Genomic DNA, 12568 nt, shown 5'->3' with positions numbered 1-12568 from the left:
GGCCTTTTATCCTGGTTCCATGATGCTCAACTCTGCGGCTTCATCCCCTGGGAAAGACTGAACATGAACAGCAGCAGATCGTTGTCCGGCCGGATCGCCTCACTGGCCTTCGCCACGCGTGGCAAAGGACAGTGCGCATCAGCATTGGACACACTAAGGATCTGCGCGCGTGGCTGCTCCCAGACAGCCACCGCCATCGATGCAACTGCCAGGGCTCCCACTAAAAACACACCTCTAGCAATTTCTAGTTTCATGGCTATAAACCTTTGATAGCGCTGCCAAACGCCGCCTCATAAAAGTAGACGAGTTTTTTCCAGTCGGCATCGCTGAACGACGAATGGCGCCGCAGTTGCTTCATGTCGTGGGAAGCCGCTCGCTGAGCGGTCAGGCGCTGGCGACACTTCTCGAAATCAAGCAAGGCCACCTCGGGTTTGGCCGCCTCGCCTTCTCCCGTCACACGCACAAAAACGTGCTTGATGTAGATGCAGCCATGCTGCCAACGGCCCTTGTGCATGCGAGCCAGGCTTTCAGCCAGTGCCTGGAGCATTTGATCATGCACCGCTTCACCGTGACGCTCGCGCCCACCTGCGGCATACCAGTGTTCGATTTCTTCAAAGCCGTCGAGCGCCTTGGTCACCAGCAGCGCTCGCCACTTATGAACCGGGTCCCGCTGGGCGCCACAGAAAATCAGCTGGGGAACACGCACATCGAGCCGGGTCAACGCCAGCAGTGCATCCTGCTCGCGCAGCACCGTCGGTCGACCGAATGGGTGCAACCAACTGCGATAAATATGTCCGGTCTGACGCTTGGCATAAAGCAGCTTGCCGTCCTTGCTCCTGATCCGTTGCACACCGCTTTCACCGCCGCGACGCACGTTGGGTTCTTCCACCCACTCCCCCTGCTGGCTCCAGAAATGCTCGAAGTCATCGAGGGGGGTCGTTGATGTCTCTGCTGCTTGTATACCCATGCCATTACCTCTTGCGTAATACATAAACTCGCCACATGGCATAGAGCGGTAGAAAGTCCAGTCGTTCCTGAATGCGAAACCCGGCCTGCCGAAACTCTTCTTCTACTGTAGCAACCGGTAACACAAATCGATTCTGGTAGTCTTTCTGCCCACGAGTGCGTTCCTGACGCTTGCGTTTCCAGGCCTTGAAATTACCATCGACCCATAACGAAACAATCACACTGTCACGACTCACGCGCCCGAACTCCTTGAGGATCGCCAGGCGGTGCTCGGCTTGACCGATGTGATGCAACAGGCGCATGCAAAAAATGCTGTCGACGGCATTATCAGGTAACGCAATGTCGAACGCAGAAGTGTGCAAGGGTTGTACCCGTTTTACGACATCCGCCGGTTGAGCCTCCAAAGCAGTCTTGAGCATGGCCTCGGAATTGTCCGCGCCAATGATGACGCGATTCGGCTTTTCGGCCAATAAGGGCCAGAAACGCCCCGCGCCACAGGGCAAATCCAATACCAGCCCCGGGTCACCGGCGAGCGCCAGTGCGTGCCGGGCCAGTTGTTGATCACGAAGGTTGGAAAGGCGACGACTCAGACCGCTACGATGCTTTTGAAAATATTTACGGGCATGTTGCTCGTCGTACTTTTCAGAAAAATCGAGCTTGATGGGTTTGGACATGGGGAAGAGCTCCATAACTGATCAGCTCAACCTTATGAATCCCCATGTCATCTCTTTGTGAAAAAAATGTCATCGGATGGGTGCAATAGTTACAAGGTTTTTCAACGAAAACCGTCACGCCCTTGGATCCAGCTGCACCTCGAAGCGGCAACCGTTGGGCTCCATTGTGCTGAGGCTCACCGTCCAGCCTTGGTTCTCGCAGATTCGTTGCACCAGGGAAAGCCCCAGCCCAAGCCCTTCGCCGCGCTGTTCATTACCGCGCACGAACGGCTCGAACATCGCCTCGCGCTTCTCTTCGGGAATGCCCACGCCACTGTCCTCGACCACAAATCCGGTGGCGGACAGTGAGAGGCGGATAAACCCCTGATCGGTGTAGTGCAAGGCATTGCGCAACAGATTGCCCATCACTGCCGTCAGGAATGTGGCGTTATACAGGGTATCGACGGGGTGCCCCGGTACGAAGACCAGCGTCAGGCCTTTGGATTCGATGGCAGCGCGCCACACACCAATGAGGTTCTCCGCCACCTGTCCAAGGGTCAAGCGAGGCGACATGCCGTTGTCTTCACGTTGGGCCCTGGCGAGCATCAGAAAGGTTTGCACCAGCTCGCGCATTTCTTCGCTGGCTCGGTTGATACGCTCGACCTGGGTACGGCCACGCTGGTCCAGCGCCGGGTTCTCCAACAGCAACTCGCATGAAGTCGCCAAGACCATCAACGGCGTACGCAACTCGTGGCTCACGTCGCTGGTAAACAACCGCTCGCGCGTCAGGGCCTGGCGTAACCGTCCCAGCGTTGCGTCGAACGCCACCGCCAGCTCACCCACCTCATCGGCGGCATAATCCGGTGCCAGCGGCGGAGCGAGCCCCAGCAGTTGATCGCGATGACGCACTTGCCGGGCGAGGCGAACCACGGGCGCCATTACCCGGCGCGCCAGCACCCAACCGAGGAAAACCGCCAGCGCCAGGCTGAGCACGAAGCCCACCAGCACCACGGCGAACAACACCCGTTCGCGCTCCTCGAAATCGCTCTGGTCTTGCAACAGCACGTAGTGTCGACCGTCGACGACTTCGACCATGGCGTGATACGACAACTGTTCGCGAAACACCTCGTGGAAACCGCGCTCCAGATGGCGCAGGTCCTTGGGCAGCTCGAAGTCACCGGGACCGCCACTGAAATAAAACAGCTGGTCGGGTTCCGGACGATGGCTCCAGTCAGAGACGCTGTCCATCAACAGCAGGCGTTGCAGATCGCCGCCAAGCCCGGCGGAAATCAGTTTCTCTTCCACCAAGTGAACCGTCGCCACGATGCCCATGGCGAATGCTCCTGCCACCAACGCGCTCATCAGCGCGAAAGCGATAATGATCCGTTGAGCAAGGCTCTGCTTAAACTCCATCTCGGCCCTCGGCCAGGCGATAGCCGACGCCGTGTACGGTGTGCAACAGCGGTTTGTCGAACGGTTTGTCGATCACCTGGCGCAATTGGTGGACGTGGCTGCGCAGGCTGTCGCTGTCCGGGCAATCATCACCCCACAATGCTTCTTCGAGAATTTCCCGGCGCAGCACATGAGGGCTTTTCTGCATCAACACCGCCAGCAGCTTGAGGCCTACAGGGTTGAGCTTGAGCAGTTTGCCCTGGCGGGTCACCTCAAGGGTATCGAGGTCGTAGGTCAGGTCGCTGACCTGCAAGGCCCGACGGCCGCCGCCCTGGGCCCGACGCATGACGGCTTCGATCCGTGCCGCCAGCTCCGACAAGGCAAAAGGCTTGATCAGGTAGTCATCGGCGCCGGACTTGAAGCCTTGCAGGCGATCATCCAATTGATCCCGGGCTGTGAGCATGATCACCGGCGTGTCGCGCCGGGCGTCTTCGCGCAGGCGCTTGCACAGGGTATAGCCATCGATGCCCGGCAGCATGATGTCCAACACGATCAGGTCGTAGTGCTCGGTAGCGGCCAGGTGCAACCCCGACAAACCGTCCTGGGCGCAATCGACGGTATAGCCCTTGAGGCCCAGGTAGTCGGCCAGGTTGGCCAGGATATCGCGGTTGTCTTCGACCAATAGAATTCGCATGGGCACCTCTGCGTACACGTTAACAGCCATCTTGGCCCGCGCAGCTTACGGCCAATGCCGACTCAGGGCTAGGCCTTGCGGCGCGCCAGCCATGACCTTCATTCCATCAGTTTTTTTATGGATTTTTCACTATCGATTCACAAACTGACTACAGTCACAAGGCAACACTCTCGCACTATCGGATTGATCTAATAAGGAAATGTAGTAAATGGACTTTATTAAAATGGCGCCAATGCGCCTTCTGCTGCTGATCATCGGCATCTGGCTGTCGATTTTTTTCCTGACCCGAACCGTTTTGTTACTGACCCATCTGGATGAGGCGGCGGGATTCAGCGTTTCCACGTTCGGCATCGGCCTGCTGTATGACCTGGGTTTCCTTGCCTATGCGATCCTGCCGATGGGCCTGTATCTGCTGCTTTGCCCTCCGGCCTTATGGCGCCGTCGCGGTCACCGCTGGTTCCTTCAAGCGCTTTTGACCGTGAGTATTTTCATCATGCTGTTCACCTCTGTGGCCGAATGGCTTTTTTGGGATGAATTCGGCGTGCGCTTCAATTTCATCGCTGTTGACTACCTGGTCTATTCCGACGAAGTGCTCAATAACGTGCTGGAGTCGTATCCGATCGGCACCCTGCTGACGATTCTCGCCGTGCTGGCCGTGGGCTTGAGCCTGGCCTTGCGCAAATCCTTCAATGCCGCCGTGGCCGCCCCGTTACCACAACTGCGCGGGCGCCTGTTCAACGCGCTGGGCTTGCTGGCCATCGCAGGCCTGAGCCTGCAACTGCTCAGCCAGGACGCTCCGCGTGCCCAAGGCGGCAATGCCTACCAGAACGAACTGGCGAGCAACGGCCCGTATCAGTTCTTCGCCGCATTCCGTAACAACGAGCTGGACTACGGACAGTTCTACAGCAGCCTGACCCCGGCCACTGTGGCCCAGCAGATACGTGCCGAATTGAACGAGCCCAATACCCGTTTCATCGGTGAAGACCCGCAAGACATCCGTCGAATGATCGACAACCCTGGCACCCCCCGTAAACCGAACATCGTGCTGGTGACCATCGAAAGCCTTAGCGCCAAATACCTGGGCAGCAATGGCGACAAACGCGACTTGACGCCCAACCTGGACGCCTTGCGTAAACAGAGCCTGTATTTCAACAATTTCTACGCCACGGGCACTCGCACCGACCGTGGCCTGGAAGCCATCACCCTGGCTATCCCCCCAACCCCGGGGCGTTCGATCGTCAAGCGCATCGGGCGTGAGAGCGGTTTTGCCAGCCTGGGCCAGCAATTGAGCGCAGTCGGTTACGACAGCGTATTTGTCTATGGCGGACGCGGTTACTTCGACAACATGAATGCATTCTTCAGCGGCAACGGTTATCGGGTTGTCGATCAGAGCAGCATCGACGAATCCGAGATCCATTTCAAAAATGCCTGGGGCATGGCCGATGAGGATCTGTATAAACAGACACTGAAGCTGGCCGATGCCAATTTCGCCAAGCAACAGCCCTTCTTGCTGCAGTTGATGACGACCTCCAATCACCGCCCCTACACCTATCCCGATAACCGGATAGACATCAAATCCGGCAATGGCCGTGATGGCGCGGTAAAGTACACCGATTACGCCATCGGTCAGTTTCTGGAACAGGCGCGGCAAAAACCGTGGTTCGATAACACCCTCTTCGTCTTCGTCGCCGACCACACCGCCGGCAGCGCAGGGAAGGAAGACCTGCCGATCAGCAACTATCAGATCCCGCTGTTCATCTACGCGCCGAAGCTGATCGAACCGCGGGAGAGCGACCAACTGGCCAGTCAGATCGATCTCGCGCCCACCTTGCTTGGATTACTGAACCTGGATTATCAATCAACGTTCTTCGGTCGCAACCTGTTGCAGGACAACCCGACGCCACCCCGCGTTGTCGTGGGCAATTACCAACACCTGGGTCTGTTCGATGGCAAGGATCTGGCAATTCTCAGTCCGCGCCAGGGTCTGCGACGGCATGACGATGCGCTGACCGAGAGCCGCGAGTCCAAGGCAACCGGCGACGATCCGTTGATCAAACGCGCAATCACGTATTACCAAACCGCCAGTTATGGCTTCAAGCAACAGCTGCTTGGCTGGAAGGCACCCAAGGAGGGTGTCGAGCAAATCAGCGAACGTTAACCGAACTGCCCCAGGCTGATGCCCTGGGGCGCTTTCATTGTTCAGGACCTGTCATGTCATCAAGCGTCATATGTTCCGCCCCTCGCCCATTGAACTTTTGGCTATGCCTTGCCATTCCCGCCGTCACAGCGGTCATCCTGGTTCTGCTGGAGTGGACCGATCTGGACATGGTCCTGGCCCGATTGTTCTATGATCCGGCCGTGGGCACCTTCATCGGACGTCACAGTTATTTCCTGGAAGATATTCTCCACGACCGGGCGAAGCAGGTGGTCATCGCCTTCTCGGTGTTTTCCATCGTCGGGTTCATAAGCGCGTTTTTTGTGCCCCGGCTCAAGCCGTTCAAGCGAGAACTGGGCTGCCTGGTGCTCTCCCTGGCGCTGGCGACGTCTTTCGTCACGCCAATGAAAGCGGTGACAGCAGTGCAATGCCCCTGGAGCCTGAAGGAGTTCGGGGGCAAGGAAACCTACAGTGAACTGCTGAGCCCACGCCCGGCCACCGATAAACCCGGCCGCTGCTGGCCCGGGGGGCATGCCGCCACCGGGTTCACGCTGTTCGCGCTGTTCTTCGTATTGCGTGACCGCCGTCCGCGCCTGGCGCGCCAGGCACTCATCTTTGCCTTCACCCTGGGAACGGTGTTCTCCATCGGCCGCATGATGCAGGGCGCACACTTCTTTTCCCACAATGTGTGGACCGCCGTATTCTGTTGGCTGATCTGCCTGGGCTGTTATTACTTCATCCTGTATCGCCCGGCTTTAAAGGCCGGGTCTGTAGCCGCCACCTTGCCTGTAAATGCTTGAAAATACATATCCCTGTGGGAGCGAGCTTGCCCGCTCCCACAGGGAACCCGTGTATTTCATAAACCGGGGTAAACCCAAGGCAATAAAAAACCCCGCCTGCTTTCGCAAGGCGGGGTTTTTCGCTACAGGGGTAAGGCTGGCTTACATCATGCCGCCCATGCCACCCATGCCGCCCATGTCTGGCATACCGCCGCCAGCACCGCTGTCTTTCTTCGGTGCATCAGCGATCGCCGCTTCGGTGGTCAGGATCAGGCCGCCGATGGAAGATGCTGCCTGCAGCGCGGAACGGGTCACCTTGGTTGGGTCCAGGATGCCCATTTCGATCATGTCGCCGTAGACGCCAGTCGCAGCGTTGTAACCGTAGTTACCTTTGCCGTTCTTGACTTCGTTGACCACAACGCTTGGCTCGTCGCCGGAGTTGGCAGCGATCTGGCGCAGCGGTGCTTCAACGGCACGGCGCAGTACTGCGATACCGACGTTCTGGTCGGCGTTGTCGCCGGTCAGGCCGGTCAGGGCTTCCAGAGCACGGATCAGCGCAACGCCACCGCCAGGTACCACGCCTTCTTCAACGGCTGCACGGGTTGCGTGCAGGGCGTCTTCAACGCGGGCCTTCTTCTCTTTCATTTCGACTTCGGAACCAGCGCCAACCTTGATCACTGCAACGCCACCGGACAGCTTGGCCAGACGCTCTTGCAGTTTTTCACGGTCGTAGTCCGAGGAAGTCTCGGCAACCTGGGCGCGGATCTGAGCGATACGCGACTCGATGTCGCCTTCAACGCCAGCACCGTCAACGATGATGGTGTTTTCCTTGGAGATGGTCACGCGCTTGGCGCTACCCAGGTTTTCCAGGGTGGCGCTTTCCAGGCTCAGGCCGATCTCTTCGGAGATAACGGTACCGCCGGTCAATACGGCGATGTCCTGCAGCATGGCCTTGCGACGGTCGCCGAAGCCTGGAGCCTTGACGGCTGCGACTTTGACGATGCCACGCATGTTGTTCACGACCAGGGTCGCCAGGGCTTCGCCTTCAACGTCTTCGGAAACGATCAGCAGTGGGCGGCCGGCTTTGGCGACGGCTTCCAGTACTGGCAACATTTCGCGGATGTTGGAGATCTTTTTGTCGACCAGCAGGATCAGCGGGCTGTCCAGCTCGGCAACCATGGTGTCCGGCTTGTTGACGAAGTACGGGGACAGGTAGCCACGGTCGAACTGCATGCCTTCTACAACCGACAGTTCGTTTTCCAGGCCCGAGCCTTCCTCAACGGTGATCACGCCTTCTTTACCAACTTTTTCCATGGCTTCGGCAATGATGTCGCCGATGGAGCTGTCGGAGTTGGCGGAGATAGTACCTACCTGAGCGATAGCCTTGGTGTCAGCGCATGGCTTGGACAGGTTTTTCAGTTCGGCAACGATGGCGATGGTCGCCTTGTCGATACCGCGCTTGAGGTCCATCGGGTTCATGCCGGCAGCGACGGCTTTGTAGCCTTCGTTGACGATGGCCTGAGCCAGAACGGTGGCGGTGGTGGTGCCGTCGCCAGCGTCATCGTTGGCACGGGAGGCAACGTCTTTGACCAGCTGCGCGCCCATGTTTTCGAAACGGTCTTCCAGTTCGATTTCCTTGGCTACGGAAACGCCGTCCTTGGTGATGGTCGGAGCGCCGAAGCTCTTCTCGATGATCACGTTACGGCCTTTCGGGCCCAGGGTCGCTTTTACTGCATCAGCCAGGATGTTGACACCGGTGAGCATTTTCTTGCGGGCGGAGTCGCCGAATTTAACTTCTTTAGCAGCCATGATCGATATTCCTTAAATACTTTGGTAGTAGCGGGAAAATGAGCGGGGGTATCAGCCTTCGATGACAGCGAGGATTTCGCTTTCGCCGATCACCAGCAGGTCTTCGCCATCTACTTTCACGGTGTTGCTACCGGAGTAAGGGCCGAAAACAACCTTGTCACCCACTTTCACGGACAGCGCACGTACTTCACCGTTTTCCAGTGCTTTGCCTGGGCCAACAGCGAGAACTTCACCCTGGTTTGGCTTTTCGGCAGCCGAACCTGGCAGGACGATACCGCCAGCGGTTTTCTTTTCTTCTTCGCTGCGACGGACGACGACGCGGTCATGCAGAGGACGAAGCTTCATTGTCGATCTCTCCTAATTTTTGGTTTTCATCGGCCGGTGTAGTCCCGGCGGGTTTTACAAAGCCGGCAAAGCCGGGTGCGGTTCGTCAGTCGAACCGCGGAAGTCTGTCCGGTGTTGCCACCGGAAACCTTGCGGTGACCCATACATAAGGGCGGGCAAGCCGATTACAAGGGCGGGGTAGAAAATTTTTTAGCTTGATGGCTTGAAACGAACACGGCACCCGAAGGTGCCGTGCGCAGTTTTTTACTTGGAGTCGCGGTGTTCGAATTCGCCTTCGATCACCTGGGGGTCGCGGCCCACGGGCTCGCGCGGAGCCGGACCGCCACGTGGCTGCAGGTCATCGGCAAAGGCCCGCTGGCGCATCGCCTGTTCTTCGGCGCGCTGGCGCATTTTATTGGCCAGCAATCGACGGGTGAAAGGCAACAGCAGCACCAGGCCCACCACGTCGCTGATAAAGCCAGGCAGGATCAGCAGGCCGCCACCCAAGGCCAGCATCAGGCCTTCAAGCATGGTCTGGGCCGGCAGTTCGCCACGGCTCAGGCTTTCACGGGCACGCAATGCGGTGGCGAGGCCGGCGATACGCAGCACGAACACACCGAGCATCGTGCCTAGAATGACCAGCAGCAGCGCCGGGAAAAACCCGATCGCACCGCTGATCTTGACGAATACGAACAGCTCCAACACCGGGAACAGCAGAAAGAGCAACAAAAAAGGGCGCATCAAATGGTTCCTCAACGCAAGAATGCCTTGCTATGAAACCTTAAATGACGTCGCCCTTTCGTGAAATCAAGCGTCGGCCTCAGCTTTTTTCGGCCAATGGACGGCGTGAGCCAGATAAACCAAGGCTTCGCGCACTTGTGTCGGCGTGTTGCAGGGTGCTTGGAAAGCCAGCCAATACAAGCCCTGGCCAATGCGCAAATGCATGCCTTCGCTGTCGATGCCCACCATTTGCGCCGGCTCGGTTGTCGGCAGGCCGGCCAGTTCCACGTAATGGGCGATGGCCTTGGCGTGATCAGCGTTCATATGATCGATCATGCCCGCCTCGGCCTTGCCGGCGAACGGGTTGGCGAGGGTGACCTGGTCGAGCCAGTGGATGGCGCCAAAGCCACCGATATAGCGATGACGCACCGGATTGAGCACCCAGAAATCGAAATCATGGGCCTTGTGGTAGTTACGGGAGTCGGGGAAATAACGGTAGTAGCGCTCAGCGGCGGCGTCGATAGCGGCTTCATCCTGCAATTGCTGCGCTTCGGCCAGGTAGGTCAGGCGCCCGACAGCCTGCACATCCTCGGCGCCCCGCTCCCCCACCAGCATCGAGCACTTGGGATCTTTTTGCAGGTTGTGGGTGTGCTGGGCGATTCGACTGATCAGGATCAGCGGCCGGCCCTGCTCGTCCAGGCAATACGGTACGACGGAGCCGAACGGAAAACCGGGCATGGATTTGGAATGGGTGGAGAGCATTCCACGGTATTCCTTGAGCAGCAATTCTCGTGCATGCTTGGCAGCGTCAACGCTCAATTTATGACTCCTTTGATGAAATCCGTTTAAAAACCGGTCGGACAGCTGGGCAATGTTCCAGCGAGTCGTCGGGGCAGTTCTGCGCAGCCAGGCTGCACGTCGCAGATCGAGAAGCTTTCAAAGGACCTTATCCATCGTTCTGCCCGGGACATACGAAATGCAACTCACCGACAAAGTAATCATTATCACCGGCGGTTGCCAGGGTTTGGGCCGCTCCATGGCCGAGTACCTGGCCGGCAAAGGCGCAAAGCTGGCCCTGGTGGACCTCAACCAGGAAAAACTCGACCAGGCCGTTGCCGCGTGCGTGGCCAAGGGCGTCGAGGCCCGGTCGTACCTGTGCAACGTTGCCAATGAAGAACAGGTGAGCGACATGGTCGCCCGGGTGGCCGAGGATTTCGGCGCGGTACATGGCCTGATCAACAACGCCGGGATCCTGCGCGACGGCCTGCTGCTGAAGGTCAAGGATGGCGAAATGACCAAGATGAGCCTGGCCCAGTGGCAGGCGGTCATCGACGTCAACCTGACCGGTGTATTCCTCTGCACCCGTGAAGTGGCGGCGAAAATGGTCGAGCTGAAGAACAGCGGCGCGATCATCAATATTTCGTCGATCTCCCGCGCCGGCAATGTCGGCCAGACCAACTACTCGGCCGCCAAGGCCGGTGTGGCCGCCGCCACCGTGACCTGGGCCAAGGAACTGGCACGCTACGGCATTCGTGTCGCGGGCATCGCACCGGGCTTCATCGAAACCGAGATGACCCTGGGCATGAAACCCGAGGCCCTGGAAAAAATGACTTCGGGGATTCCGCTCAAGCGCATGGGCAAGCCCGAAGAGATCGCCCATTCGGCAGCCTATATCTTCGAAAACGACTACTACACCGGTCGGATCCTGGAGATGGATGGCGGGTTGCGGATCTAAACTCCGCGAAAACCAAATGTGGGAGCGGGCTTGCCCGCGAAGGCGGTGTGTCATTCAACAGATAAGTTGACTGATCGACCGCATTCGCGAGCAAGCCCGCTCCCACAAGGGCCAGCGCGTAATTAATCGTCGCTGACGGTGATGTTCGGCATCGCCGGCGAGGCTGCTTCCTGCAACACGATCCGGGCGCCGACGTGGCGGGCCAGTTCCTGGTAGACCATGGCGATCTGGCTGTCCGGTTCGGCGATGACCGTGGGCTTGCCGCCGTCGGCCTGTTCGCGGATGAGCATCGACAGCGGCAGCGAGGCCAGCAGTTCGACGCCGTACTGGGTCGCCAGTTTTTCCCCGCCGCCTTCACCGAACAGATGCTCGGCATGCCCGCAGTTGGAGCAAATGTGCACGGCCATGTTCTCCACGACGCCCAGCACCGGAATGTTCACCTTGCGGAACATTTCGACACCTTTACGCGCGTCCAGCAGCGCCAAATCCTGGGGGGTGGTGACGATCACCGCGCCGGCCACCGGGACTTTCTGCGCCAAGGTCAGTTGGATGTCGCCAGTGCCTGGCGGCATGTCGATCACCAGGTAATCCAGGTCACCCCAGGCGGTTTGCGTGACCAACTGCAGCAAGGCGCCGGACACCATCGGGCCGCGCCATACCATCGGCGTGTTGTCGTCGGTGAGGAAGGCCATGGACATGACTTCCACGCCATGGGACTCGAGCGGGACGAACCACTTCTGGTCCTTGATCTGCGGGCGCGTGCCTTCGGCAATGCCGAACATGATGCCTTGGCTCGGACCGTAGATGTCCGCGTCGAGAATCCCAACCTTCGCCCCTTCACGGGCCAGGGCCAGGGCCAGGTTGGCGGCGGTGGTGGACTTGCCCACGCCGCCCTTGCCCGACGCCACGGCGATCACATTCTTGACGTTCGCCAACCCCGGCACCTGCGCCTGGGCCTTGTGGGCGGCGATCACGCTGGTGACTTCGACCTTGGCAGCCGTTACGCCGTCCAGGGACTCGATGGCCATTTGCAGCATCTGCGCCCAACCGCCCTTGAACAGATCGGCGGCGTAGCCGATTTCCAGCTGGACGCTGACGCGATCGCCCTGGATATCGATGGCGCGCACGCATCCGGCGCTGACCGGGTCCTGGTTCAGGTAGGGGTCGGTGTACTGGCGAAGAACGGCTTCCACCGCTGCGCGATTGACGGCGCTCATGGGCAACTCCGATAGCAAGACTTGAAAAACAGGCCGCTATCCTACGCCGCGCGTGCCTGTGTGGCGAGGGAGCTTGCTCCCGCTCGACTGCGCAGCAGTCGCCTTAAGGCTGACTCAGTCCAGT

13 protein-coding genes are annotated in these 12568 nt (G+C 58.9%); 3 read left to right on the top strand and 10 right to left on the bottom strand.

The window, feature by feature from the left end; translation table 11 throughout:
- Positions 1 to 26: 26 nt before the first annotated feature.
- From PFLQ2_RS27575 to colR, 5 genes are all read right to left on the bottom strand, one after another.
- The gene (locus PFLQ2_RS27575; RefSeq protein ID WP_033045933.1) at positions 27 to 254 is read right to left on the bottom strand and encodes a hypothetical protein; all 228 of its coding nucleotides are present in this window, start codon (positions 252 to 254) and stop codon (positions 27 to 29) included.
- Between the two features lie 2 nt (positions 255 to 256).
- Positions 257 to 967, bottom strand: coding sequence for a lipopolysaccharide kinase InaA family protein (locus tag PFLQ2_RS21690; RefSeq protein WP_003178761.1), 711 nt, complete (start codon positions 965 to 967; stop codon positions 257 to 259).
- Between the two features lie 4 nt (positions 968 to 971).
- The gene (locus PFLQ2_RS21695) at positions 972 to 1640 is read right to left on the bottom strand and encodes a class I SAM-dependent methyltransferase (RefSeq protein ID WP_003178759.1); all 669 of its coding nucleotides are present in this window, start codon (positions 1638 to 1640) and stop codon (positions 972 to 974) included.
- A gap of 114 nt (positions 1641 to 1754) precedes the next feature.
- Positions 1755 to 3032, bottom strand: coding sequence for a sensor histidine kinase (locus PFLQ2_RS21700; protein ID WP_003178757.1), 1278 nt, complete (start codon positions 3030 to 3032; stop codon positions 1755 to 1757).
- Positions 3022 to 3705, bottom strand: a complete 684-nt coding sequence (gene colR, locus PFLQ2_RS21705; protein WP_003178755.1) for a two-component system response regulator ColR — start codon at positions 3703 to 3705, stop codon at positions 3022 to 3024. The genes PFLQ2_RS21700 and colR overlap by 11 nt, the downstream gene beginning before the upstream one ends.
- A 208-nt stretch (positions 3706 to 3913) precedes the next feature.
- Here colR and PFLQ2_RS21710 point away from each other — a divergent pair, with 208 nt between their 5' ends.
- A complete protein-coding gene (locus PFLQ2_RS21710; RefSeq protein ID WP_003178752.1) occupies positions 3914 to 5863 on the top strand; it encodes an LTA synthase family protein in 1950 nt (649 codons plus the stop codon).
- 53 nt (positions 5864 to 5916) lie between these two features.
- On the top strand, positions 5917 to 6660 hold the full coding sequence (locus PFLQ2_RS21715) for a phosphatase PAP2 family protein (protein ID WP_003178750.1): 744 nt from the start codon (positions 5917 to 5919) through the stop codon (positions 6658 to 6660).
- A gap of 141 nt (positions 6661 to 6801) precedes the next feature.
- Here the strand turns inward: PFLQ2_RS21715 and groL are convergent, their stop codons facing one another.
- From groL to PFLQ2_RS21735, 4 genes are all read right to left on the bottom strand, one after another.
- Entirely contained in the window at positions 6802 to 8448 is a 1647-nt protein-coding gene (gene groL, locus PFLQ2_RS21720) for a chaperonin GroEL (protein ID WP_003178748.1), read from the bottom strand.
- A 51-nt stretch (positions 8449 to 8499) separates the two neighbouring features.
- Positions 8500 to 8793 carry a co-chaperone GroES gene (locus PFLQ2_RS21725; protein ID WP_003178744.1) on the bottom strand — a complete coding sequence of 98 codons (294 nt, stop codon included), beginning with the start codon at positions 8791 to 8793 and terminating at the stop codon, positions 8500 to 8502.
- Between the two features lie 243 nt (positions 8794 to 9036).
- Positions 9037 to 9513 (bottom strand): FxsA family protein, encoded by a 477-nt coding sequence (locus PFLQ2_RS21730; RefSeq protein WP_003178741.1) that lies wholly within the window; start codon positions 9511 to 9513, stop codon positions 9037 to 9039.
- A 66-nt stretch (positions 9514 to 9579) separates the two neighbouring features.
- On the bottom strand, positions 9580 to 10311 hold the full coding sequence (locus PFLQ2_RS21735; RefSeq protein ID WP_003178739.1) for a HugZ family protein: 732 nt from the start codon (positions 10309 to 10311) through the stop codon (positions 9580 to 9582).
- Positions 10312 to 10468: 157 nt separating this feature from the next.
- Between PFLQ2_RS21735 and PFLQ2_RS21740 the strand changes: the two genes are divergently transcribed.
- Positions 10469 to 11227 (top strand): SDR family oxidoreductase, encoded by a 759-nt coding sequence (locus PFLQ2_RS21740; protein WP_003178736.1) that lies wholly within the window; start codon positions 10469 to 10471, stop codon positions 11225 to 11227.
- A 122-nt stretch (positions 11228 to 11349) separates the two neighbouring features.
- Here the strand turns inward: PFLQ2_RS21740 and apbC are convergent, their stop codons facing one another.
- Complete coding sequence (gene apbC, locus PFLQ2_RS21745; RefSeq protein ID WP_003178734.1) at positions 11350 to 12444, bottom strand: iron-sulfur cluster carrier protein ApbC; 1095 nt, start codon at positions 12442 to 12444, stop codon at positions 11350 to 11352.
- Between the last annotated feature and the right edge of the window lie 124 nt (positions 12445 to 12568).

This window comes from Pseudomonas fluorescens Q2-87, from assembly GCF_000281895.1.
Lineage (GTDB): Bacteria > Pseudomonadota > Gammaproteobacteria > Pseudomonadales > Pseudomonadaceae > Aquipseudomonas > Aquipseudomonas fluorescens_S.
The sequence above is the reverse complement of the archived record's forward strand: the minus strand, read 5'-3'. Positions and strand labels throughout refer to the sequence as shown.

Excerpts from the sequence above, each read along its gene's own strand:
- PFLQ2_RS21740 (WP_003178736.1), top strand. The coding sequence starts at position 10,469 with ATGCAACTCACCGACAAAGTAATCATTATCACCGGCGGTTGCCAGGGT.
- PFLQ2_RS21715 (WP_003178750.1), top strand. The coding sequence starts at position 5,917 with ATGTCATCAAGCGTCATATGTTCCGCCCCTCGCCCATTGAACTTTTGG.
- groL (WP_003178748.1), bottom strand. The coding sequence starts at position 8,448 with ATGGCTGCTAAAGAAGTTAAATTCGGCGACTCCGCCCGCAAGAAAATG.
- PFLQ2_RS21725 (WP_003178744.1), bottom strand. The coding sequence starts at position 8,793 with ATGAAGCTTCGTCCTCTGCATGACCGCGTCGTCGTCCGTCGCAGCGAA.
- PFLQ2_RS21700 (WP_003178757.1), bottom strand. The coding sequence starts at position 3,032 with ATGGAGTTTAAGCAGAGCCTTGCTCAACGGATCATTATCGCTTTCGCG.
- apbC (WP_003178734.1), bottom strand. The coding sequence starts at position 12,444 with ATGAGCGCCGTCAATCGCGCAGCGGTGGAAGCCGTTCTTCGCCAGTAC.
- PFLQ2_RS21730 (WP_003178741.1), bottom strand. The coding sequence starts at position 9,513 with ATGCGCCCTTTTTTGTTGCTCTTTCTGCTGTTCCCGGTGTTGGAGCTG.
- PFLQ2_RS21690 (WP_003178761.1), bottom strand. The coding sequence starts at position 967 with ATGGGTATACAAGCAGCAGAGACATCAACGACCCCCCTCGATGACTTC.
- PFLQ2_RS27575 (WP_033045933.1), bottom strand. The coding sequence starts at position 254 with ATGAAACTAGAAATTGCTAGAGGTGTGTTTTTAGTGGGAGCCCTGGCA.
- PFLQ2_RS21695 (WP_003178759.1), bottom strand. The coding sequence starts at position 1,640 with ATGTCCAAACCCATCAAGCTCGATTTTTCTGAAAAGTACGACGAGCAA.
- PFLQ2_RS21710 (WP_003178752.1), top strand. The coding sequence starts at position 3,914 with ATGGACTTTATTAAAATGGCGCCAATGCGCCTTCTGCTGCTGATCATC.
- colR (WP_003178755.1), bottom strand. The coding sequence starts at position 3,705 with ATGCGAATTCTATTGGTCGAAGACAACCGCGATATCCTGGCCAACCTG.